Annotated in this window: 18 protein-coding genes; 6 read left to right on the top strand and 12 right to left on the bottom strand. The window is 65.2% G+C overall.

Annotated features, from left to right (window positions below; all coding sequences use genetic code 11):
- Positions 1-76: 76 nt before the first annotated feature.
- Positions 77-256, top strand: coding sequence for a hypothetical protein (locus MJ122_RS17900; RefSeq protein ID WP_239745052.1), 180 nt, complete (start codon positions 77-79; stop codon positions 254-256).
- A gap of 323 nt (positions 257-579) precedes the next feature.
- Positions 580-1,812: an MFS transporter gene (locus MJ122_RS17895; protein WP_239745050.1), complete on the top strand. Its 1,233-nt coding sequence runs from the start codon at positions 580-582 to the stop codon at positions 1,810-1,812.
- Between the two features lie 136 nt (positions 1,813-1,948).
- On the opposite strand, the gene holA is transcribed toward MJ122_RS17895, so the two are convergent.
- From holA to leuS, 3 genes are all read right to left on the bottom strand, one after another.
- Entirely contained in the window at positions 1,949-2,986 is a 1,038-nt protein-coding gene (holA, locus tag MJ122_RS17890) for a DNA polymerase III subunit delta (RefSeq protein WP_239745049.1), read from the bottom strand.
- Positions 2,987-3,022: 36 nt separating this feature from the next.
- Positions 3,023-3,634: an LPS assembly lipoprotein LptE gene (lptE, locus tag MJ122_RS17885; RefSeq protein WP_088421412.1), complete on the bottom strand. Its 612-nt coding sequence runs from the start codon at positions 3,632-3,634 to the stop codon at positions 3,023-3,025.
- Between the two features lie 79 nt (positions 3,635-3,713).
- Positions 3,714-6,335, bottom strand: a complete 2,622-nt coding sequence (leuS, locus tag MJ122_RS17880; protein ID WP_088421411.1) for a leucine--tRNA ligase — start codon at positions 6,333-6,335, stop codon at positions 3,714-3,716.
- Between the two features lie 235 nt (positions 6,336-6,570).
- On the opposite strand from leuS, the gene MJ122_RS17875 reads away from it, so the two are divergent.
- Positions 6,571-7,002, top strand: a complete 432-nt coding sequence (locus MJ122_RS17875; RefSeq protein WP_026079347.1) for a hypothetical protein — start codon at positions 6,571-6,573, stop codon at positions 7,000-7,002.
- Positions 7,003-7,048: 46 nt separating this feature from the next.
- Complete coding sequence (locus tag MJ122_RS17870; protein ID WP_239745047.1) at positions 7,049-7,810, top strand: YdcF family protein; 762 nt, start codon at positions 7,049-7,051, stop codon at positions 7,808-7,810.
- An 80-nt stretch (positions 7,811-7,890) separates the two neighbouring features.
- Here the strand turns inward: MJ122_RS17870 and lnt are convergent, their stop codons facing one another.
- The 5 genes from lnt to miaB form a co-directional block, all read right to left on the bottom strand.
- Entirely contained in the window at positions 7,891-9,423 is a 1,533-nt protein-coding gene (gene lnt / locus MJ122_RS17865) for an apolipoprotein N-acyltransferase (RefSeq protein ID WP_239745045.1), read from the bottom strand.
- A 224-nt stretch (positions 9,424-9,647) separates the two neighbouring features.
- The gene (locus MJ122_RS17860) at positions 9,648-10,487 is read right to left on the bottom strand and encodes an HlyC/CorC family transporter (protein WP_017521802.1); all 840 of its coding nucleotides are present in this window, start codon (positions 10,485-10,487) and stop codon (positions 9,648-9,650) included.
- A 21-nt stretch (positions 10,488-10,508) separates the two neighbouring features.
- The gene (gene ybeY / locus MJ122_RS17855) at positions 10,509-10,970 is read right to left on the bottom strand and encodes an rRNA maturation RNase YbeY (RefSeq protein WP_239745043.1); all 462 of its coding nucleotides are present in this window, start codon (positions 10,968-10,970) and stop codon (positions 10,509-10,511) included.
- Positions 10,963-11,964 (bottom strand): PhoH family protein, encoded by a 1,002-nt coding sequence (locus MJ122_RS17850; protein ID WP_088421407.1) that lies wholly within the window; start codon positions 11,962-11,964, stop codon positions 10,963-10,965. Before MJ122_RS17850 ends, ybeY begins: the two co-directional genes overlap by 8 nt.
- 125 nt (positions 11,965-12,089) lie before the next feature.
- Positions 12,090-13,427 carry a tRNA (N6-isopentenyl adenosine(37)-C2)-methylthiotransferase MiaB gene (gene miaB, locus MJ122_RS17845; RefSeq protein ID WP_239745041.1) on the bottom strand — a complete coding sequence of 446 codons (1,338 nt, stop codon included), beginning with the start codon at positions 13,425-13,427 and terminating at the stop codon, positions 12,090-12,092.
- A gap of 136 nt (positions 13,428-13,563) precedes the next feature.
- Here miaB and MJ122_RS17840 point away from each other — a divergent pair, with 136 nt between their 5' ends.
- On the top strand, positions 13,564-13,893 hold the full coding sequence (locus MJ122_RS17840; protein WP_088421405.1) for a DUF1820 family protein: 330 nt from the start codon (positions 13,564-13,566) through the stop codon (positions 13,891-13,893).
- A 136-nt stretch (positions 13,894-14,029) separates the two neighbouring features.
- Here MJ122_RS17840 and MJ122_RS17835 read toward each other — a convergent pair whose 3' ends face one another.
- From MJ122_RS17835 to MJ122_RS17820, 4 genes are all read right to left on the bottom strand, one after another.
- Positions 14,030-14,572, bottom strand: coding sequence for a tetratricopeptide repeat protein (locus tag MJ122_RS17835; protein WP_017521798.1), 543 nt, complete (start codon positions 14,570-14,572; stop codon positions 14,030-14,032).
- A 227-nt stretch (positions 14,573-14,799) separates the two neighbouring features.
- Positions 14,800-16,086, bottom strand: a complete 1,287-nt coding sequence (gene hemL, locus MJ122_RS17830) for a glutamate-1-semialdehyde 2,1-aminomutase (protein ID WP_239745038.1) — start codon at positions 16,084-16,086, stop codon at positions 14,800-14,802.
- Positions 16,087-16,127: 41 nt separating this feature from the next.
- Positions 16,128-16,757 (bottom strand): thiamine phosphate synthase, encoded by a 630-nt coding sequence (gene thiE / locus MJ122_RS17825; RefSeq protein ID WP_017521796.1) that lies wholly within the window; start codon positions 16,755-16,757, stop codon positions 16,128-16,130.
- A 45-nt stretch (positions 16,758-16,802) separates the two neighbouring features.
- The gene (locus tag MJ122_RS17820; RefSeq protein ID WP_026079345.1) at positions 16,803-17,600 is read right to left on the bottom strand and encodes a hydroxymethylpyrimidine/phosphomethylpyrimidine kinase; all 798 of its coding nucleotides are present in this window, start codon (positions 17,598-17,600) and stop codon (positions 16,803-16,805) included.
- Between the two features lie 209 nt (positions 17,601-17,809).
- Here MJ122_RS17820 and MJ122_RS17815 point away from each other — a divergent pair, with 209 nt between their 5' ends.
- On the top strand, positions 17,810-20,200 hold the full coding sequence (locus MJ122_RS17815; protein WP_239745036.1) for a hybrid sensor histidine kinase/response regulator: 2,391 nt from the start codon (positions 17,810-17,812) through the stop codon (positions 20,198-20,200).
- Positions 20,201-20,313: the final 113 nt, after the last annotated feature.

Genomic DNA, 20,313 nt, shown 5'->3' with positions numbered 1-20,313 from the left:
ATGCACTATCCCCCTTTTACTCTCGCGCCCCACCCTGGTTCTTTCAGTCCTGCTGCACTGTCCCCGGAGGTGCGCCATGACTGAATTCCTCCCCGTTCCGCTGGAGTACCGTCCCTACGAAGACGTGATGTTCATCAATGCCCTGGCCTCGGTCGAGGCGTTGCGCGACGCCGCGCTGCGACGCCTGACGGCGGTGGAAGACCTGCTTTGCCTGGGGGCGGACGACTCCGATCCTGGCCTGATCCGCGCGACGTAGCGTCTGGCAACGGCGCTCTCGCCGCTGGTCAGCGAAGCTCGGCAGCTTTACGAGCTGGCGCTGGATCGGCCGACCGAGGAGCGGGGAAGGAAGCGTCCCGCATTGCAGGAGTCCGGAGGGACGGTGCGCTGAACCGTTCGCAGTCATGGCCGGTCGCCTTGCGGATTCGTCGAACCCTGGGCTGCGGCGGATTGTCGCTATTTCTGTAACAGATCTTTTCAAGGGCGCGGCTGTGGCTCGTTCGCTGGCTCGGTTAGCTTGGTAGCTGACTAACTATTGCCGCGGCGTGCAGGGATCGCGACGCCCCCGGCTGGAGATGTGTCATGCAGCAATGGTCCCCGACCCAGCGCAATGTGGTGATCGCTTCGGTGCTCGCCTGGACGCTGGATGCCTTCGACTTCTTCCTCCTGGTCTTCGTACTCACCGATATTGCGCAGAGCTTCCAGGTGGGCCTCCCGCAGGTGTCGCTGGCAATCCTGCTGACCCTGGCGGTGCGGCCCATCGGCGCGCTGCTGTTCGGTCGCGCTGCCGAGCGCTTTGGCCGACGACCGGTCCTGATGGCGAATATCCTGACCTACTCGGTGCTGGAGCTGGCCTCGGCTTTTTCGCCGAACCTCGAGACCTTCCTGATCCTGCGCGTGGTCTACGGCGTGGCGATGGGTGGCATCTGGGGCGTGGCTTCTTCGCTGGCGATGGAGACCATTCCCGAGCGTTCGCGGGGGATGGTGTCGGGGCTGTTCCAGGCCGGTTATCCGGCGGGCTACCTGATCGCGTCGATCATCTATGGTCTGTTCTTCGAAGCGCTGGGCTGGCGTGGGATGTTCATCGTCGGTTGCCTACCGGTGGTGCTGGTGGTGTTCATCTGGTTCAAGGTGCCGGAGTCGCCGATCTGGCAGGCGTCTCGCGAGCGCAAGGAGTCGACGCCGCTGTGGCCGGTCCTGCGCAACCAGTGGAAGCTGTGCCTGTACGCAGTATTGCTGATGGCCTGTTTCAACTTCTTCAGCCATGGTACGCAGGACCTCTACCCGACTTTCCTGAAAGTGCAGCACGGGTTCGATACGCAGACGGTCAGCCTGATCGCGGTGGTCTATAACATCGCGGCGATCCTGGGAGGCATCCTGTTCGGCAGCCTGTCCGAGCGCATCGGGCGCAAGAAGGCCATTATCTGCGGCTCGCTGCTGGCGCTACCGGTGCTGCCCTTGTGGGCGTTCAGCCACGGCGCAGTGACGCTGGGCATCGGTGCCTTCCTGATGCAGTTCATGGTGCAGGGCGCCTGGGGTGTGATTCCCGCCTATCTGAACGAACTGGCGCCAGTGGGCACCCGTGCGGTGCTGCCGGGGTTCGTCTATCAGCTGGGCAACCTGATCGCTTCAGTCAATGCGCCGCTGCAGGCGGAGATCGCCAGGAACTACAGCTATGGCACGGCGATGGCCGTGGTTGCCGGGGTGGTGGCGGTGCTCATCTGTGTGCTGATCAGTACCGGCCGTGATACTCGCGGGGTGGCGTTGGATAGGTCGGAAGGCCAGGAGCACCGGGCAGCGCCGGCGCGGCCCTGAAACTGCGGGCGTTGGGCGGGTGCGCTAGCAAGGTCGCTCCTACCGGGCGCCCTGCGGAGGCGGTGTCAAGGAGAGGCGGACTTCGTCCGCAATGCCCTCTCGGTCACACCGGTCGTCAGGTCGCGAGGTGTTGCAATCAGGCCGAAGGCAGGTTGATGCGCTGGCCGGCGACCAGCAGGGCGAGACGGGCGAGGCTGTTCCAGACGTTGCCGGGAGCCTGGCCCTTGATCTGGGCGTCGATCAGCTGGGCGTCCTGCAGCATCTGGTTCCAGCGCTGCGCGGTGTGCCGCTGCAGGGCCTTGCTCATCAGCGGGCGGCGCTTGTCCCAGATGGGCGGGCGGCACTGGCTGAAGGCCTTGTCCAGCGGTACGCCCTGGCTGAACTGCTGGGCAAGGCTGGAAAGCACGCGGACTTCCCGTGCCAGGGCCCAGAGGATGACCGGCGGCTCCACGCCTTCGCCGCGCAGGCCTTCGAGCATGCGCAGGCAGTGGGCGGCTTCGCCGTTCAGGGCTGCATCGATCAGGCCGAAGACATCGAATCGCGCGCTGTCCGCGACCGCGGCTTGCACGGTATCGGCATCGATCTGCTGGCCGTCGGCGAGCAGCTTGAGCTTTTCGATTTCCTGGGCGGCGGCCAGCAGGTTGCCTTCGACGCGCGCGGCGATCAGGTCCACCGCTTCCTGGCTGGCGGCAAGTCCGGCCTGGGAGAGGCGCTGGCGGATCCACTGCGGCAACTGGTGTGCGTCGATGGGCCAGATCTGGATGAACTGTGCGGCGTCGCCGTCGATCAGGGCCTTGGCCCATTTGGTCTTCTGCGTGCTGCCGTCGAGCTTGGGCAGGCTGACCAGCAGGACGGTATCTTCCGGCGGCCGTTGCAGGTATTCCTGGATGATCGCCGCGCCCTTGTCGCCGGGCTTGCCGGAGGGCAGGCGCAGTTCGATCAGGCGCTTTTCGGCGAACAGCGACAGGCTGGCTCCGGCTTCAAGCAGCTGGCCCCAGTCGAAGTTGGCTTCGGCGTTGAACACCTGGCGCTCACCAAAATCACGCTGGCGGCAGGCGGCACGGATGGCGTCGCAGGCTTCCTGGCAGAGCAACGGTTCGTCGCCGCTGACCACGTAGACGGGCGCGAGGTTGCCTTGCAGGTGCTTGGCGAGTTGTCCGGGATTGAGCTTCATGATGAGAAAGGGGCCGGTTGGCCGGCCCCTTGTCGCTTACTGCTTCGGAAATTCGATCGGCGACTGCTGCGGCTGAGACTTGGCAGCCTCGTCCGCGGCCTTCATCGCGTCCGCTTCGGCCTTGGCCTTGGCTTCCGCCTTGGCTTGCAGGTCGTCGAGCTGAGCCGGGGTGATGAGTTGCAGGCGGGTGACCATCTGCTGGACCAGATCGCGGCGCATTTCGTTGCGGATCTGCTGGGCTTCCTGGTCGGAACCGATCAGGTTGTTCTCGTCCTGCACGTAGACCTTGCGCACCTGAACCTGATTGGCGAGCAGCAGCAGGTTGTCGCTGCCACGGATCTCGTAGCTCAGGGTGTTGGTCAGTTCGTTTTCCGCGCTGCGTGCCGAACTGGTGTAGCTGACGCTGCGCTGGGTCACGTCTTCGCGGGCGAGGATCAGGTGGTAGGGCGCGCGGGAGACGACTTTCACACCGCTGCCTTCAAGCACCTGCTTGAGCTGCGTGACGGTTTCGCCGTAGGCATTGCGCGCGCTCACATCGATTTCCTTGAGCGCAAAGTTCGTATCGCCCAGGCCGCGCAGTTGGAAACCGCAGGCGCTCAGCACGCCGGCCAGGCCGATCAGCGCGAGGCTGGTCAGGATACGTTTCATCAAGCTTCCCTCACTCCTGTTGATCCGGTATGCCCGTGGCGAAGGTGCCACGGGCGAATGGGTCTTTTCCAGCGTTGCTTTAGTTGGCGACGATATTGACCAGCTTGCCGGGCACCACGATGACCTTGCGGATGGTCAGGCCGTCGGTGAAACGCAGCACGTTCTCGTTGGCGCGCGCGGCTGCTTCGACGTCCTCGCGGCTGGCGCTGGCGGGCATTTCGATGTGGCCGCGCAGCTTGCCGTTGACCTGTACCACCAGTTGCAGGCTGTCCTGCACCAGGGCGGCTTCGTCGACCTGCGGCCAACTGGCGTCGATCACTGCGCCGTCCTTGCCCAGCTCCTGCCAGATAACGTGGCAGATGTGCGGGGTGATCGGAGCGAGCAGCAGGGTGACGGTCTCCAGGCCTTCCTGCAGCAGGGCGCGGTCGGTGGCGGATTCGGTCGGGGCTTTTTCCAGCACGTTCATCAGGGTCATCACCGCGGCGATGGCGGTGTTGAACTTGTGGTGCTGGCCGACGTCCTGGCTGGCCTGACGGATGGCCAGGTGAATGGCGCGGTGGATGGCTTTCTGTGCGTCGTCCAGCGCGGACTTGTCCACGGCGCCAGCGGGGCCTGCGTTGACGTGGGCCTGGGCCAGACGCCAGACGCGGCGCAGGAAGCGGTTGGCGCCTTCAATGCCGGAGTCGGACCATTCGCAGCTCATGTCCGGCGGCGAGGCGAACATCATGAACAGGCGGCAGGTGTCGGCGCCGTAGGCATCGATCATCGCCTGCGGGTCCACGCCATTGTTCTTGGACTTGGACATCTTCTCGGTGCCGCCGATTTCCACCGGCAGGCCGTCGCTCTTCAGGCGTGCACCGATGACCTTGGCCTTGGCATCCCGCTCGACCTCGACGTCGGCAGGATTGAACCAATCCTTGCTGCCGTTGGGATTGGTGCGGTAGTAGGTCTCGGCGACCACCATGCCCTGGGTCAGCAGGTTCTTGAACGGCTCGTCGGAGTCGATCAGGCCTTCGTCACGCATCAGCTTGTGGAAGAAGCGCGCGTAGAGCAGGTGGAGGATGGCATGCTCGATGCCGCCGATGTACTGGTCGACCGGCAGCCAGTAGTTGGCGGCCTTCTTGTCCAGCATGCCGTCTTCGAACTGCGGGCAGGCGTAGCGGGCGAAGTACCAGGACGACTCGACGAAGGTGTCCATGGTGTCGGTTTCGCGCTTGGCCGGCTGGCCGCATTTCGGGCAGCTGCACTCGTAGAACGACGGCAGCTTGGCCAGGGGCGAACCGGCGCCGTCCGGCACCACGTCCTCGGGCAGGACGACCGGCAGCTGGTCGGCCGGGACCGGCACGTCGCCGCAGGCGTCGCAATGGATGATCGGGATCGGGCAGCCCCAGTAGCGCTGGCGGCTGATGCCCCAGTCGCGCAGGCGGAACTGGGTGCGCTGCTGGCCGAGGCCCTTGGCGGCGAGGTCGGCGCCGATGGCGTCGAACGCGGCCTGGTAGCCGAGGCCGTCATACTTGCCGGAGTTGACGGTGATGACGCTCTCGTCCTTCAGGCCGTACCACTCTTTCCAGGTGGTCGGTTCGAAGTCGTTGTCCGCGCCGACCTGGGCGATGACCTGGACAATCGGCAGGCCGTACTTGTTGGAAAACTCGAAATCGCGCTCGTCGTGACCCGGCACGGCCATCACGGCGCCTTCGCCGTAGGTCATCAGGACGTAGTTGGCGATCCATACCGGCAGCTTGTCGCCGGTCAGCGGATGCTCGACGAACAGGGAAGTGGCGACGCCTTTCTTCTCCTGGGTGGCGATGTCGGCTTCGGCGACGCCGCCGCGTTTGCATTCGTCGATGAACGCCTGCAGCGACGGATCGCGCTGGGCGGCCAGGGTAGCCAGCGGGTGCTCGGCGGCCACGGCGACGTAGGTGGCGCCCATCAGGGTGTCCGGACGGGTGGTGAAGACCTTCAGCTGGCCGGCTTCGCCGATGGAAGCCTGGTCATAGGGGAAGGCGATCTCCATGCCGCGCGACTTGCCGATCCAGTTGCGCTGCATGGTCTTGACCTGCTCGGGCCAGCCCGGCAGGTCGTCGAGGCTGGACAGCAGCTCTTCGGCGTAGGCAGTGATCTTGAAGTAGTACATCGGGATTTCGCGCTTCTCGATCAGCGCGCCCGAACGCCAGCCACGGCCGTCGATGACCTGCTCGTTGGCCAGCACGGTCTGGTCGACCGGGTCCCAGTTCACGGTGCCGTTCTTGCGGTAGATCACGCCTTTCTCGAACAGGCGGGTGAACAGCCACTGCTCCCAGCGGTAGTAGTCCGGCTTGCAGGTGGTGACTTCGCGGGTCCAGTCGATCGCCAGGCCCAGGCTGTTGAGCTGGGACTTCATGTAGGCGATGTTGTCGTAGGTCCAGGCCGCCGGTGCGACGTTGTTCTTCATCGCGGCGTTTTCCGCCGGCATGCCGAACGCGTCCCAGCCCATCGGCTGCAGGACGTTCTTGCCCTGCATGCGATGGTAGCGGCTGATCACGTCGCCGATGGTGTAGTTGCGCACATGCCCCATGTGTAGCTTGCCGCTCGGATACGGGAACATCGACAGGCAGTAGAACTTCTCCTTGCCGGCGACTTCGTCGACGCGGAAGGAGTTGTGTTCGTTCCAGAACTTCTGGGCCTGGGATTCGATCTCGAGAGGCTGATATTGCTCGTGCATGGCGCGATTTGAACCTGTACGGAAAAGAAGTGTGCAGCCAGGGAGGTCGAGTGGCCCTCCGCTGAACCGACCCCCGAGAAGACACGGGCCGGGCGGCTACAGAAAGCCCCGTAGCATACATGACCCCCACTCGAGCCGGTAGCCCGCGCCGTTTGTCGCACGCTCGGTGTGGCGCGGGGTGGCCCGCTAAGCTTTGCCTGAGGGCGGGAGGTTTCCGCCTGTCTTGAGGTGACTGATGGCTGAGTTGCATCGCGCAAGTGCTTCGGGTTCCGGTCTGTATGAACGGTTGTTGCAACGACTCGCGCTGGCCCTGGATGAGGCCGATACCGCTGAGAGACTACGTGACGAATGCCCCGTGGAACTGGAGTTGCGCGGCTTGAGCAGTGCCGAGATGGAGTTGATCAGGGCTTATCTGGACCAGGATGTGAACTGGCTGCGCGGCTGGCATGCCGCCGCGGAAGAACTCGCCATGCTGGAGCGCGCCCCGGCCCGCCCGCCGCGCCATGTGCGCCAACCTGCAGCGCCCAGCCGTCTGCGCCTGGTGCCGCGCCCGCAATCGCTGCAATGCGCGCTGTGTGGTTCGCCCGTGGCCTGGAGCCGCAACCAGGGTGTGCTGCCCTGCACTTCCTGTGGCTCGCAGCTGTTCCGCAACGCGAAAGCACGCTGACATTTCCCCGATCCGTTAGGCTTGCCGCCTCGACAAGGAGGCGCCAATGCCTATCCGCTTCATCCTCAAACAGATCTTCATGCCGCCTGGGTTGCTGCTGCTGTTGCTGCTCCTGGGCTTCGTGCTGCGCCGCCGTTATCCGCGTTTCTCGGCGTTCTGCTTCTTTTCCGGCTTTCTCGGCCTGCTGGTGATGAGCCTGCCGGTCTCGGTGGAGTGGGGCGCGCGTCAGTTGGAGCAGCAGGAGCCGCTCAAGCAAGCGCAATGGGCGGGGCTGGCGCAGCGGGCCGATGCCATCGTGGTGCTGGGCGCCGGCCGTGTCCGCGGGGATCGCGCCTGGGACGAAGACCAGCCCGGCCTGATGGCCCGCGAGCGCATCCGCTACGCGGCGCGCCTGGCCAAGGCCAGCGGCCTCCCGGTGTTGACCTCCGGCGGCCTGCATTACGGCACCCCGCCCTCGGAGGCGCGGATCATGGCGCAGAGCCTGCTGGACGATTACGGCGTACCGGTGCGCTGGGAGGAAGGCCGTAGCCGCACGACCTGGGAGAATGCGCAGCTCAGCGCGCAAACGCTGCGCGAGGCGGGTATCAGGCGGGTGGTCCTGGTCACCAGTGCCCTTCACATGCCGCGCTCGATCTGGAGTTTCGAGAAGGCCGGGCTGGAAGTGGTGCCGGCGCCTTCGGGGTATATCGGGAAGGATGACGCAGTACCTGCCGGCGGCTGGCTGCCGGAAAGCCGGGCGATCTGGCAGAGCGGGCAGATGCTGAATGAGGCGATCGGGCTCGTCGGGTATCGGTTGTTCTATCGATAGCACCGGCATGATGCGGTTCGCGAGCAAGCTCGACGGCCAGAATGAAAAAGGGCCTCGTGATGAGGCCCTGTTCGTCGGAATCAGCCGAACAGCCGTCGCTCTTCCGGATGCGTGCGCCGGCGCACCAGCGCCCACACCAGCAGCACGGCGCTGAGGATCGCCAGCGGCCAGACGCGCCATTTCAAGTACGGTGTCAGGCCCTGCATCGGCACCACTTCGCCGTGCAGTACCCCCTGCTGGAACTGCGGGATCTGCACTGCGAGCCTGCCGAACGGGTCGATCAGCGCGGTGACGCCGTTGTTGGTGCCGCGCACCATCCAGCGGCCGGCTTCCAGGGCGCGCATCTGTGCCATCTGCAGGTGCTGCAGCGGGCCGATGGAGGTGCCGAACCAGGCGTCATTGCTGATGGTCAGCAGCAGTTGACTCTGCGCCGCGAGCTCGGCGGCGAATTCCGGGTAGACCACTTCGTAGCAGATGTACGGCGCCACGGAGTAGCCCTTGGCCTTGAGCAGCGGCTGGTCGGCCGGGCCTCGGGCGAAGTCGGACATGGGCAGGTCGAAGAAGGCGATCAGGCCGCGCAGCAGGTCCTGCAGTGGAACGTACTCGCCGAAGGGCACCAGCTTCTGCTTGAGGTAGTTGCCGCTGCCTTCGCCGACCACGGTGATGCCGTTGTAGTAGCGAATGCCTTCGGCGGTTTTCTCGCGCACCGGCACGCCGGTAATGAGCGCGGCCTTCTTGGCGGTGGCGACGCCGTTGATCATCTCCAGGTAGCCGGTTGCCTGGTCCTTGAGCACCGGGACGGCGGTTTCCGGCCAGACAATCAGGTCGATGTCCTTCTGCTCGGCGGTCAGGTCGCGATACAGCTCCAGCTGGTGGGTGATGGCCTTCGGGTCCCACTTCATTTCCTGGGCGATGTTGCCCTGCAGCGCGGCGACCTTCAGCGGTGCGCCGGCCGGGGTGGTCCAGGCGTGGCCTTTGTAGCCCAGGCCGACGGCCCAGGGGGCGATCAGCAGGATCAGCCCGATTACCAGGCGCGCGGGGCGGCGGGCCAGGGCCGGGAGGTTGATGATCAGCGCGCCGGTCAGGGCGATGCCGAAGGACACCAGCCAGACGCCGCCCAGCGGAGCGAGGCCGGCCAGCGGGCCTTCGAGCTGGCTGTAGCCGGCGTAGAGCCAGGGGAAGCCGGTGAGGAACCAGCTGCGGAACAGCTCCAGCACCACCCACAACGCGGCGAAGGCCAGCGCATCGCTGACCGGGGCATTGTTGCGACGGAAGAACTTCGCCCAGACCCAGGCGGGCAGCGCGAAGAAGAAGGCCACGCCAGCACTGAAGCCGCCGACCAGGAAGCCGGCCAGTGGTCCGGAGGCGCCGCCGAAATTGTGGATGCTGAAGTAGATCCAGCTGGTGCCGGCGATGAAAGCGCCGAAGCCGTACCACCAGCCGCGCCAGAGCGACGAACCGGGGGTGGTGCCGCGCAGGCCGAGGTAGAACAGGGCCAGCGAGAGCACCGCCAGCGGCCAGTAGCCGAACGGAGCGAGGGTCAGCGGCGTGAGCGCGCCGGCGGCCAGGGCGAGCAAATGGCCTGGCAGGCCGGGTCGGGTGATCCAGCGCATCGGAAATCCTTGTTGCGGTTAAGCGATGCGCAAGAGTAATGGAGAGACGAACGGTAGGCTATGGGGATGAAAGCCAAAAGCCATGAGCTGACTGCGGCGGGATGTTGCAGGACGCGGAGGGTTTTTCAGTAGGAATAGGGCGAGGGGTGAGTTGCGCGTTCCTGTAGGAGCGGATTTTGTCCGCCATCGCGGGCACCGCCCGCTCCTACAGGGTGCGCGGTGGCTCAGTCCTGCAGCGGGGTGAGGCGCAGCAGGTGCAGGCGGCGACTGTCCGCGTTGAGGACGCGGAAGCGGAAGCCGCCCAGTTCGGTGGTTTCGTTGCGCTTGGGCAGGTGGCCGAAGGCGCTCATCACCACGCCGCCAACGGTGTCGAATTCCTCATCGGAGAACTCCGCGCCGAAGAAGTCATTGAAGGCTTCCACCGGGGTCAGCGCCTTGACGATGAAGTCACCGCTGGGCAGCGGCTTGATGTAGCTGTCTTCCTCGACGTCGTGCTCGTCCTCGATGTCGCCGACGATCTGCTCCAGCACGTCCTCGATGGTCACCAACCCCGCCACGCCGCCGTATTCATCGATGACGATGGCCATGTGATTGCGGTTGGCGCGGAACTCGCGCAGCAGCACGTTCAGCCGCTTGGACTCGGGCACGAAGGTGGCAGGGCGCAGCAGGTCCTTGATGTTGAAGGCGTGGTTCTGGTCGTGAAGGATCAGCGGCAGCAGGTCCTTGGCCAGCAGCACACCCATGATGTCGTCCAGGCTCTCGCCGATCACCGGGTAGCGCGAGTGCGCCGCTTCGATGATGGCGGGAAGGAAGTCAGCAGGCTTCTGCGTCGACTTGATGGAGATCATTTGCGAACGCGGGATCATGATGTCGCGGACCTGGAGGTCCGCCACCTGGATCGCGCCCTCGACGATGGACAGCGCTTCGCTGTCCAGCAGCTTGTTGGCGTGTGCTTCGCGCAGCAGCTCAAGCAGCTCCTGGCGGTTTCTCGGCTCATGGGCAAAAGCCTGGGTGATCTTGTCCAACCATGACTTGTGCCCATTGCTCGATCGGTCTTCGCTCATCTTTTCCTTGCTCGGTGGCTTTTATTCTTCGTCGGCCGCATACGGGTCGGGGTGACCCAGTTCAGCCAGCAATTCGCGTTCCAGGCCTTCCATTTCCTCGGCTTCTTCGTCTTCGATGTGATCGTAGCCGAGCAGATGGAGGCAACCATGGATGACCAGGTGGGCCCAGTGGGCCTCGGCGGCCTTGCCCTGTTCGGCGGCCTCGCGGGTGACTACGGGGGCGCAGATCACCAGGTCGCCGAGCAGTGGGATGTCCAGCAGTTCATCGGGAACGTCGGCGGGGAAGGACAATACGTTGGTGGAGTAGTCCTTGTGCCGCCAGGTCTTGTTCAGTTCGCGCCCTTCGGCTTCGTCCACCAGGCGGATGGTGAGTTCCGAATCGTTCTGGCGCTGGCGTAGGGCCAGTTCGCACCATTGGCGGAACTGCGCTTCGCTCGGCAGTCCGGGCGCTTCGGAAACGACCTGCAGGTCCAGTTCAAGCATGCTTGTTGCCCTGGCCTTCTATGCCGGTCAGGCGATTCTCGTAAGCGTCGTAGGCATCGACGATGCGCTGTACCAGCGGGTGGCGCACGACGTCCTTGGACTTGAAATGGGTGAAGCTGATGCCGGGAACGTCGCGCAGCACTTCCATCACGTGCTTCAGGCCGGAGCGGGTGCCCTTGGGCAGGTCGACCTGGGTGACGTCGCCGGTGATCACCGCGGTGGAGCCGAAGCCGATCCGGGTGAGGAACATCTTCATCTGTTCCATCGTGGTGTTCTGGCTTTCGTCGAGGATGATGAAGCTGTTGCTCAGCGTGCGGCCGCGCATGTACGCCAGCGGCGCGACTTCGATCACCTGGCGTTCGATCAGCTTGGCCACGGTTTCGAAGCCGAGCATTTCGTACAGCGCGTCGTACAGCGGGCGCAGGTAGGGGTCGATCTTCTGTGACAGGTCGCCGGGCAGGAAGCCGAGTTTCTCGCCAGCTTCGACCGCCGGGCGCACCAGCAGGATGCGGCGGATCTGCTCGCGCTCCAGGGCGTCCACGGCGCAGGCCACCGCCAGGTAGGTCTTGCCCGTGCCGGCCGGGCCGATGCCGAAGTTGATGTCGTGGTCGAGGATGGCCTTCACGTAGCGCTGCTGGTTCGCACCGCGCGGGCGGATGTGCGCCTGGCGGGTCTTGAGCGTGACCAGCGGGGCGGCGGGCTCGACGGAGAGTTCTTCCAGGCCGGACTCCTGCAGGAACAGGTGGACCAGGTCAGGCGTCATCTCGGTGCCGTTCTGCACTTCGCGGTAGAGACGTTGCAGAAGGTTTTCGGCCGCTTGGGTGCGCTCGGGGTCACCGACCAGTTCGAACTGGTTGCCGCGGTTGCGGATCTCGATGCCGAGGCGCTTCTCGATCTGGTGCAGGTGTTCGTCGAACTGGCCGCACAGGTTGGCGAAGCTGCGGGCCTCGAAGGGCTCGAGCATGAAACGATGGATATCCAGGGGGGCGTTCAAGGTGTTGTCTAAGTCGCCGTGCTTCAAAGGGAGATGGTCGAAGAATAACCCCGCGCGACCGAGTACGAAAGTTCAGTCGCCAATGGGGCCTTCAACGGTCGTTTGTCAGTGACTGGCCTCCACTGTCAGTGCGGCGCTTCCACGAGGGTCGCGCGCAGGGAGTTGGGCAGCGCCTCGTAGATTTCCACGTCGACGAACTGGCCGATCAGGCGCGGATTGTCGCAGCGGAAGTTGACCACGCGGTTGTTCTCGGTGCGCCCCTGCAACTGGCCGGGGTCGCGCTTGGCGTAGTCGGTGACGAGGATGCGCTGGAGGGTGCCGACCATCCGTCGGCTGATCTCGAAGCCCTGCTGGTTGAGGCGGCTGTTGAGCGTCAGCAGGCGCTGCTTCTTCACCTCTTCGGGGGTGTCGTCGACCAGGTCGGCGGCCGGGGTGCCTGGGCGCGGGCTGTAGATGAAGGAGAAGGAGAAGTCGAAGCCGACCTCTTCCACCAGCTTCAGGGTCTGCTCGAAGTCCTTCTCTGTCTCGCCAGGGAAGCCGACGATGAAGTCCGAGCTGATGCAGATGTCCGGAACGGCAGCCTTCAGCTTGCGGATGCGTGACTTGAATTCCAGCGCGGTGTGGTTGCGCTTCATGGCCGCGAGGATGCGGTCGGAGCCGGCCTGCACCGGCAGGTGGACGAACTTCACCAACTGCGGCACTTCGGCGTGGGCGGCAATCAGCGAGTCGGAGAACTCCAGTGGGTGCGAGGTGGTGTAGCGGATGCGCTCGATGCCATCGACCTCGGCGACCACGCGGATCAGTTCGGCAAAGTCGGCGATGCGCCCGTCATGGGTCGGTCCGCGGTAGCCGTTGACGTTCTGGCCGAGCAGGGTGACTTCCTTCACGCCGTTCTCGGCCAGGTGGATCACCTCGGCCAGCACGTCGTCGAACGGGCGGCTGACTTCTTCGCCGCGTGTGTAGGGCACCACACAGAAGGTGCAGTACTTACTGCAGCCTTCCATCACTGAGACGAAGGCGGTGGGGCCGTCGACCCGGGGCTCGGGCAGGCGATCGAATTTCTCGATTTCCGGGAATGACACGTCCACCTGCGGTTTGCGGGTGGTGCGGGCGGCGTCGATCATTTCCGGCAGGCGGTGCAGGGTCTGCGGACCGAACACCACATCGACGTAGGGCGCGCGTTCGCGGATCGCTGCGCCTTCCTGACTGGCCACGCAGCCGCCAACGCCGATCACCAGATTGGGGTTCTGCTGCTTGAGCGTGCGCCAGGCGCCCAGTTCGGAGAACACCTTCTCCTGGGCCTTCTCGCGGATCGAGCAGGTATTGAGCAGGATGACGTCGGCTTCCTCGGCCTTCTCGGTGATTTCCAGGGCCTGGTGTTCACCCAGCAGATCAGCCATGCGCGAGCTGTCGTACTCGTTCATCTGGCAACCGTGGGTCTGGATAAAAAGCTTCTTGGCCATGAAATCAGTCTTGAGCTGGTTAAAAAATGACCGCGCATTATAAGCTCCGACGTCGGCGTCTACCAGCGGCGGCCATGCGAGGCGGCTGTCTGTGCTATTCTGCGTGCCCTTTTTGCAAAGCTGTCATCCTTCGTTCATGAGCAAGCGCGAGAACCCGATCTACAAGGTGGTCTTCCTCAATCAGGGCCAGGTGTACGAGATGTACGCCAAGCAGATCTACCAGAGCGATCTGTGGGGCTTCCTGGAGATCGAGGAGTTCGTCTTCGGCGAGCGCACCCAGGTGGTGGTGGACCCCAGCGAGGAGAAGCTCAAGGCGCAGTTCGACGGCGTCATCCGCAGCTTCGTGCCGCTGCACTCGATCATCCGCATCGACGAAGTGGAGCGCCTGGGCACCGCGAAGATCAGCGAGGCCAAGCCCAGCGGCAATGTGATGCCGTTCCCCATGCCGATGCCGAGCAAGGACTGACGCTTTTCGTAGGAGCGAGCCTGCTCGCGAATCGCCAGGCAGTAGGGGAATAACCTGAAACAGGTTATCCGCCGCCTGCGCACGTGGCGGATAACGCTGGCGCGTTGTGCGCCCTGCGAGAAAGGCGGGCGGTGAATCAGGGCAGTGGCGAGAACGGCGAATTGCCGGCAGTCTGCAATTCGATCAGGTAGTTGCGGAAAATCTGCCCGAGCACCTTGGTGGCGATGTCCAGTTCGTCCTTGTTCATCTGCTCGGCAACCAGATCGGCGCTGTCCATGGCGTCTTCGGCGCCGTTGACCGCGGCCATCTTCAGCACGATGTAGGCCTGCACGTTGTTGGCCTTCACGCCTTCGCCGCGGAAGAACATGGTGCCCAGGCGCAGCTGTGCGTCGGCGTGGCCCTGCAGCGAAGCCTTCTCGTACCAGTGCAGTGCAGCCTGGAAGTCGCGCGGGGCGCGCTCGCCGGTGTAGAAGAATTCCCCCAGTTCGAACTGTGCCTGGGCGTCGCCGGCATTGGCGGCCTGCTGGCAGCTGGCCAGGGCCTGTTGCAGCTGTTCCGGCACGGTATTCAGGGTGCAGCGTCCGGTGGCTGGAATCAGCAGCGAGTTGCCGCCCGCCTGAGTGAACAGGGGCAGTGCGAGCAACAGGCAACCCAGCAGGGTGCGACCGGAACGGTACATGGGGAGAAACGGCCTCCAGGATCGGGGCGGGTAAAACCCGGCCAGCGAAATGCGCCAGCCTTCACATTATGAAATAAGCAGGCGCTTCCTTACAAAGTCTTTACCTTCTTTTCTGTTTTTTTATCAGAAAGCGGCGACGGCTTGTGGGCGGCGTAAAGAGCGGGTAAAGCCCTCGGAGCGGCGAGGCAGGGCGGAAGGCGCCCGCTCGGGCGCCTTCGCAAGGGGCATCACTTGAGGGCGGCGAAGGCGCGCTCGGCGGCGTCCAGGGTCAGCTTCAGCTCGGTTTCGCCGTGGGCGATGGAGGTGAAGCCGGCCTCGAAGGCGCTCGGCGCGAGGTAGACGCCTGCGTCCAGCATCAGGTGGAAGAAGCGCTTGAAGCGCTCCACGTCGCTGCCCATGACGTCTTCGAAGGTGATGATGTCGTCGGCGCCGCTGAAGTACAGGCCGAACATCGCGGCACCCGCCTGGGTGGTCACGAACGGCACGCCGGCTGCGTCGGCACGGTCCTGCAGGCCTTGCAGCATGCGGGTGGTGTAGCGGGTCAGCTCGTCGTGGAAGCTGGGGCGGCTGATCAGGCGCAGGGTGGTCAGGCCGGCGGCCATGGCCAGCGGGTTGCCCGACAGGGTGCCGGCCTGGTAGACCGGGCCGAGCGGAGAGATGTGCTCCATGATCTCGCGCTTGCCGCCGAAGGCGCCCACCGGCATGCCGCCGCCAATGATCTTGCCGAAGGTCGACAGGTCCGGGGTGATGCCGTAGTGCGCCTGCGCACCGCCCAGGGCCACGCGGAAGCCGGTCATGACTTCGTCGAAGATCAGCACCACGCCGTACTGGTCGCACAGGCTGCGCAGGCCTTCGAGGAAGCCGGCGGTCGGCGGCACGCAGTTCATGTTGCCGGCGACCGGCTCGACGATGATGCACGCCACTTCCTTGCCGACTTCAGCCAGGGTCTTTTCCACCGCCGCGATGTCGTTGTAGGGCAGGGTCAGGGTGTGCTTGGCAAAGGCCGCCGGCACGCCCGGGGAGTTCGGTACGCCGAAGGTCAGGGCGCCGGAGCCGGCTTTTACCAGCAGGCTGTCGGAGTGGCCGTGGTAGCAGCCTTCGAACTTGATGATGCTGTCGCGGCCGGTGTAGCCACGGGCCAGGCGGATGGCGCTCATGGTGGCTTCGGTGCCGGAGCTGACCATGCGCACCATGTCCATCGACGGGACCAGGGAGCAGACCAGATCGGCCATTTCCACTTCCAGCGCAGTCGGCGCGCCGTAGGACAGGCCGTGGTCGAGCTGCTTGCGCACGGCGTCGAGGACGTCCGGGTGGCTGTGGCCGAGGATCATCGGGCCCCAGGAGCCGACGTAGTCGACGTAGCGCTTGTCATCCTCGTCCACCACGTAGGCGCCTTCCGCGTGCTTGAAGAACAGCGGGGTGCCGCCGACGCTCTTGAACGCGCGCACCGGCGAGTTGACGCCACCGGGGATGTGTTTCTGGGCATTGGCGAAAAGCGTTTCGGAACGGGACATGGTGTACCTCGCGAAGCGGTGAAGGGCTGGGCGCGTGGCGCTCAGCGGGTTTCGAAGAGTTGGCTGAAGGCGCGGGCGCGCTGTTCGACTTCGGCCGGGGTGTCGGCAGCGAACAGGGCGTGGATCACGGCGATCATGTCGGCGCCACGGGCGATCAGCTCGGGTGCGTTATCCAGGGTCACACCGCCGATGGCCACCAGCGGCACGTTGAAGCGGGCCCTGGCCTGTTCCAGCAGCTCGACGCTGGCGGCGGAGGCACCGGGTTTGGTCTGGGAGGCGAAGAAGCGGCCGAAGGCGACGTAGCTGGCGCCTTCGGCGATAGCCTTCTCGGCCATCTCGAGGCTGGCGTGGCAGGTGCCGCCGATGACCGCGTTGCGGCCAAGCAGGGCGCGGGCGGCGGCCAGCGAGCCGTCGGTCTGCCCCAGGTGCACGCTGACGCCCAGGCGCGCGGCCAGTTCGGCGTCGTCGTTGATCAGCAGCGTGGCGCCGTAGCGCGCGCAGAGTTCGCGCAGGGCCTCGGCTTCGCGCAGGCGGCGCGAGGCGTCGTCGGACTTGTCGCGGTACTGCAGCAGTTTGGCGCCGCCCTTCAGGGCGGCTTCGACGTAGGGCAGCAGGCGGCCGCCGTCGAGCAGCTGGCTGTCGGTGATGGCGTAGAGTCCGCGCAGTTTCATCACAACCTCGATTTCAGGCGCCCGCTGCGGCAGGCGCCGCACATATTAAGAGCAATAGTCCAGCGGCAGGCGGCGCGGCACGTACTGGCCGTGGCCTGGTGCTTCCGCGTCGCGCAGGGTGCGCCAGGTGTAGTCCAGGGCGCTGCGCACCGCGCTCACCAGTTCCTCCCCCAGGGCCAGGCGGCCGGCGAGGGTACTCGCCAGGGTGCAGCCCGAACCATGGTAGCTGCCGGGCAGGCGCTGGCAGGTGAAGGTGTGGCGCTGGCCGTCGCGGGTGTACAGGCGATTGTGCACCTCGGACTCGTCGCCATGGCCACCGGTGATCAGCAGGGTCTGGATATACGGCAGCAGCTTGTCGGCGCACTCGTCCGCGGTGCCCTCGGGCAGTTCGGCAAGGATGCGCGCTTCGGGCAGGTTCGGCGTCGCCACAGCGGCGATTGGCAGCAGGCGTTCGCGCATGGCGTAGCCGACGTCGTCCTTGCCCAGCGAGCCGCCGCCGCCGGCGCGCAGCACCGGGTCGCAGACCAGCGGGATGCCCGGCAGCGACTGCATGATTTCGACCACGGTGTCGACCATCTGCACCGAGCCGAGCATGCCCAGCTTGACCGCGGCCACCGGCAGGTCGGCGATCACGGCGTTGGCCTGGGCCAGCACCCACTCGCGGTCGAGCACGCGGAAGTCGGAAACGTTGACAGTATCCTGAACGGTCAGCGCAGTGACGGTCGGCGCCGCATGGCAGCCTTGGGCGATCAGGGCTTCGATATCGGCCTGCAGGCCGGCACCGCCACTGGGGTCGTGGCCGGACAGGCAGAGCACTACGGGACGGGAGGCAGGTGTTTTCATGGCGCGGGAGCTTATCACCAAAATGGGCTGCTGAGCTGACCGGGCGGTCCAGTGCGCAACGCCTGGCCACGCCCTGCCCGAATGGTCGAATGTCACGTGGCACAAGGCCTGTGCTAGAGTTCGCCGATTCCAACACAACGCCACCACGGCGCGCCAAAGCGGGAGATGGGGATCTCCGGCGCAGCTGTCGGCGGCAACGGCGGGGCACCATGCGGCACTGGTTGATCTTTCTGATCCTACTCATCCTCTCGCCAGTGGCGAGCGCCATCAGCTTCGACGAACACGTCGGGCAGCTGCCCCTGGGGCGGGCGATGGATGTCTTCGAAGATGTTCGCGGCACGGCCGACATCGCCGAGATCAGTTCGCCGGCGCTGGCCGCCAGCTTCCGCCGCCACGAGCGCGATGTGCTCAACGCCGGCTACTCGCGCTCGGTGTTCTGGCTGCGGCTGGATCTGGACTACCAGCCCAAGGCCTCGAGCGATCCTGCCAATTGGCTGCTGGAGCTGGCCTACCCGCCGCTGGACAAGCTCGACCTCTACCTGCCCGACGGCCAGGGCGGTTTCAAGCTGGCCCAGCGCACCGGCGACACCCTGCCATTCGACAGCCGGCCGATCCGCCAGAACAACTACCTGTTCGACCTCAAGCTGGAGCCGGGCAAGCCCCTGCGCGTCTACCTGCGCCTGGAAAGCCAGGGCTCGATCCAGGCGCCGCTGACGCTCTGGTCGTCCAAGGCCTACCTGGAGGAGCAGCCGCAGCGCATCTATGTGCTGGGTATCATCTACGGCGTGCTGCTGGTGATGCTGATCTACAACCTGTTCATCTTCCTCAGCGTCCGCGACACCAGCTACCTCTATTACATCCTTTATATAGCCTCGTTCGGCTTCTACCAGGTCTCGGTCAACGGCGCGGGCATCGAGTACTTCTGGCCCGACAGTCCCTGGTGGGCCAACGCCGCCACGCCCTTCCTGATCGGCTCGGCGGGGCTGTTCGGCTGTCAATTCGCCCGCAGTTTCCTGCATACCCGCGAGCACAGCCTGTGGATCGACCGCATCCTGCGGGTGCTGATGGGCATCGGCGCGCTGGTGATGGTGCTGGCTCTGACGGTCAGCTATGCCGTCGCCCTGCGCCTGGCCACCTACCTGGCGCTGGCCTTCACCGTGGTGATCTTCACCGCCGGCATCGTCGCCTGGCTGCGCGGAATGCGCGTGGCGCGCTACTTCATCTTCGCCTGGAGCGCCTTCCTGCTCGGCGGAGTGATCAACACGCTGATGGTGCTGGGCCTGCTGCCCAACATCTTCCTCACCATGTACGCCAGTCAGATCGGTTCGGCGCTGGAGGTCGGCCTGCTGTCCCTGGCGCTGGCGGACCGCATCAACGCCATGAAGGAGGAGCGCACGCGCATCCTCCAGGAAACCAGCCGCAAGCTGGAGCAGTTGAACCTGGAACTGGCCAGCAGCAACCGCCTGAAGGACGAGTTCCTCGCGACCGTCACCCACGAACTGCGGACGCCCATGAGCGGGGTGATCGGCTCGCTGGAGCTGATGCAGACGGTGCCGATGGACATCGAACTGGCCCAGTACCACAAGACCGCCACCGGTTCGGCGCGCGACATGATGCGCATGGTCAATGACATCCTCGCGCTGATCGAGCTGCAGGCCGGCAAGCTCTACCCGCGCCGCGAGCCGTTCAGCCTGCGCGGACTGTGCGATGGCCTGCGCGCGCAGTATGCGCCACGTGCCGAGGAGCGCGGGCTGCGCTTCGTCCTGCAACTGGACGAGAGCCTGCCCGACACCCTCGAAGGCGATGCCGGCAAACTGGCCCAGGCGCTCGGCTACCTGATCGACAATGCCATCAAGTTCACCCACCAGGGCGGCGTGAACCTGCGAGTTGGCGGTGTGCCGAACAATGAAGGGCTGGCGCTGCGCATCGAAGTACAGGACAGCGGCATCGGCTTCTCTACCCCCTCCGATGGCACGCTCTATCAGCGCTTCTTCCAACTCGACGGTTCGCTGACCCGCGAGTACGGCGGCCTCGGTATCGGTCTGGCGCTGACGCGCAAGCTGGTCGCGCTGCTGGGCGGCACGCTGGCCCACGAATCCGTGCCGGGACAGGGCAGCCGCTTCACCCTCGAATTGCAGGTTGGCCAGCCGGTGCAAGGCATCGCTCCGCCGCCGCGTCGCGCAGGCGGCCAGGTATTGCGCAGCCCGGACCAGTGCACCGTGCTGGTGGTCGAGGATAACGCCATCAACCAGCTGGTGATCCGCGGCATGCTGCTCAAGCTCGGTTATCGCGTGCGCACCGCCGACAATGGCGCCGAGGCCATCGAGCTGCTGCGTCGGGAGACCGTCGACACCGTGTTGCTGGATTGCCAGATGCCGGTGATGGACGGCTTCGCCACTTGCCGGGCGATCCGCACGCTGCCGCGTTGCGCCGACCTGCCGGTGCTGGCGATCACCGCCCATAGCCATAGCGGCGACCGAGAGCGCTGCCTGGCTGCTGGCATGAGCGACTACATGGCCAAGCCGGTAAAGTTCGAGGAGCTGCAGGCGCTGTTGCATGACTGGACGCTTTGCCAGCCGGCGTTGCCCAGCCACGCCTGAGGCTGGACTATGCGTAGGAGCGGACTTCGTCCTCGATAGGTTCGCATCGCGCCGGACAGCATCGCGGAAAGAGCCCGCTCCTTCGCAATGACGGAGCCTCTGCCAATCCAAAG

This window comes from Pseudomonas sp. DP-17, from assembly GCF_022380625.1.
Classification (GTDB): Bacteria; Pseudomonadota; Gammaproteobacteria; order Pseudomonadales; family Pseudomonadaceae; genus Pseudomonas; species Pseudomonas nitroreducens_A.
This window is presented reverse-complemented; position numbering and strand designations above follow the sequence as displayed.

Excerpts from the sequence above, each read along its gene's own strand:
- MJ122_RS17900 (WP_239745052.1), top strand. The coding sequence starts at position 77 with ATGACTGAATTCCTCCCCGTTCCGCTGGAGTACCGTCCCTACGAAGAC.
- MJ122_RS17895 (WP_239745050.1), top strand. The coding sequence starts at position 580 with ATGCAGCAATGGTCCCCGACCCAGCGCAATGTGGTGATCGCTTCGGTG.
- holA (WP_239745049.1), bottom strand. The coding sequence starts at position 2,986 with ATGAAGCTCAATCCCGGACAACTCGCCAAGCACCTGCAAGGCAACCTC.
- lptE (WP_088421412.1), bottom strand. The coding sequence starts at position 3,634 with ATGAAACGTATCCTGACCAGCCTCGCGCTGATCGGCCTGGCCGGCGTG.
- leuS (WP_088421411.1), bottom strand. The coding sequence starts at position 6,335 with ATGCACGAGCAATATCAGCCTCTCGAGATCGAATCCCAGGCCCAGAAG.
- MJ122_RS17875 (WP_026079347.1), top strand. The coding sequence starts at position 6,571 with ATGGCTGAGTTGCATCGCGCAAGTGCTTCGGGTTCCGGTCTGTATGAA.
- MJ122_RS17870 (WP_239745047.1), top strand. The coding sequence starts at position 7,049 with ATGCCTATCCGCTTCATCCTCAAACAGATCTTCATGCCGCCTGGGTTG.
- lnt (WP_239745045.1), bottom strand. The coding sequence starts at position 9,423 with ATGCGCTGGATCACCCGACCCGGCCTGCCAGGCCATTTGCTCGCCCTG.
- MJ122_RS17860 (WP_017521802.1), bottom strand. The coding sequence starts at position 10,487 with ATGAGCGAAGACCGATCGAGCAATGGGCACAAGTCATGGTTGGACAAG.
- ybeY (WP_239745043.1), bottom strand. The coding sequence starts at position 10,970 with ATGCTTGAACTGGACCTGCAGGTCGTTTCCGAAGCGCCCGGACTGCCG.
- miaB (WP_239745041.1), bottom strand. The coding sequence starts at position 13,427 with ATGGCCAAGAAGCTTTTTATCCAGACCCACGGTTGCCAGATGAACGAG.
- MJ122_RS17840 (WP_088421405.1), top strand. The coding sequence starts at position 13,564 with ATGAGCAAGCGCGAGAACCCGATCTACAAGGTGGTCTTCCTCAATCAG.
- MJ122_RS17835 (WP_017521798.1), bottom strand. The coding sequence starts at position 14,572 with ATGTACCGTTCCGGTCGCACCCTGCTGGGTTGCCTGTTGCTCGCACTG.
- hemL (WP_239745038.1), bottom strand. The coding sequence starts at position 16,086 with ATGTCCCGTTCCGAAACGCTTTTCGCCAATGCCCAGAAACACATCCCC.
- thiE (WP_017521796.1), bottom strand. The coding sequence starts at position 16,757 with ATGAAACTGCGCGGACTCTACGCCATCACCGACAGCCAGCTGCTCGAC.
- MJ122_RS17820 (WP_026079345.1), bottom strand. The coding sequence starts at position 17,600 with ATGAAAACACCTGCCTCCCGTCCCGTAGTGCTCTGCCTGTCCGGCCAC.
- MJ122_RS17815 (WP_239745036.1), top strand. The coding sequence starts at position 17,810 with ATGCGGCACTGGTTGATCTTTCTGATCCTACTCATCCTCTCGCCAGTG.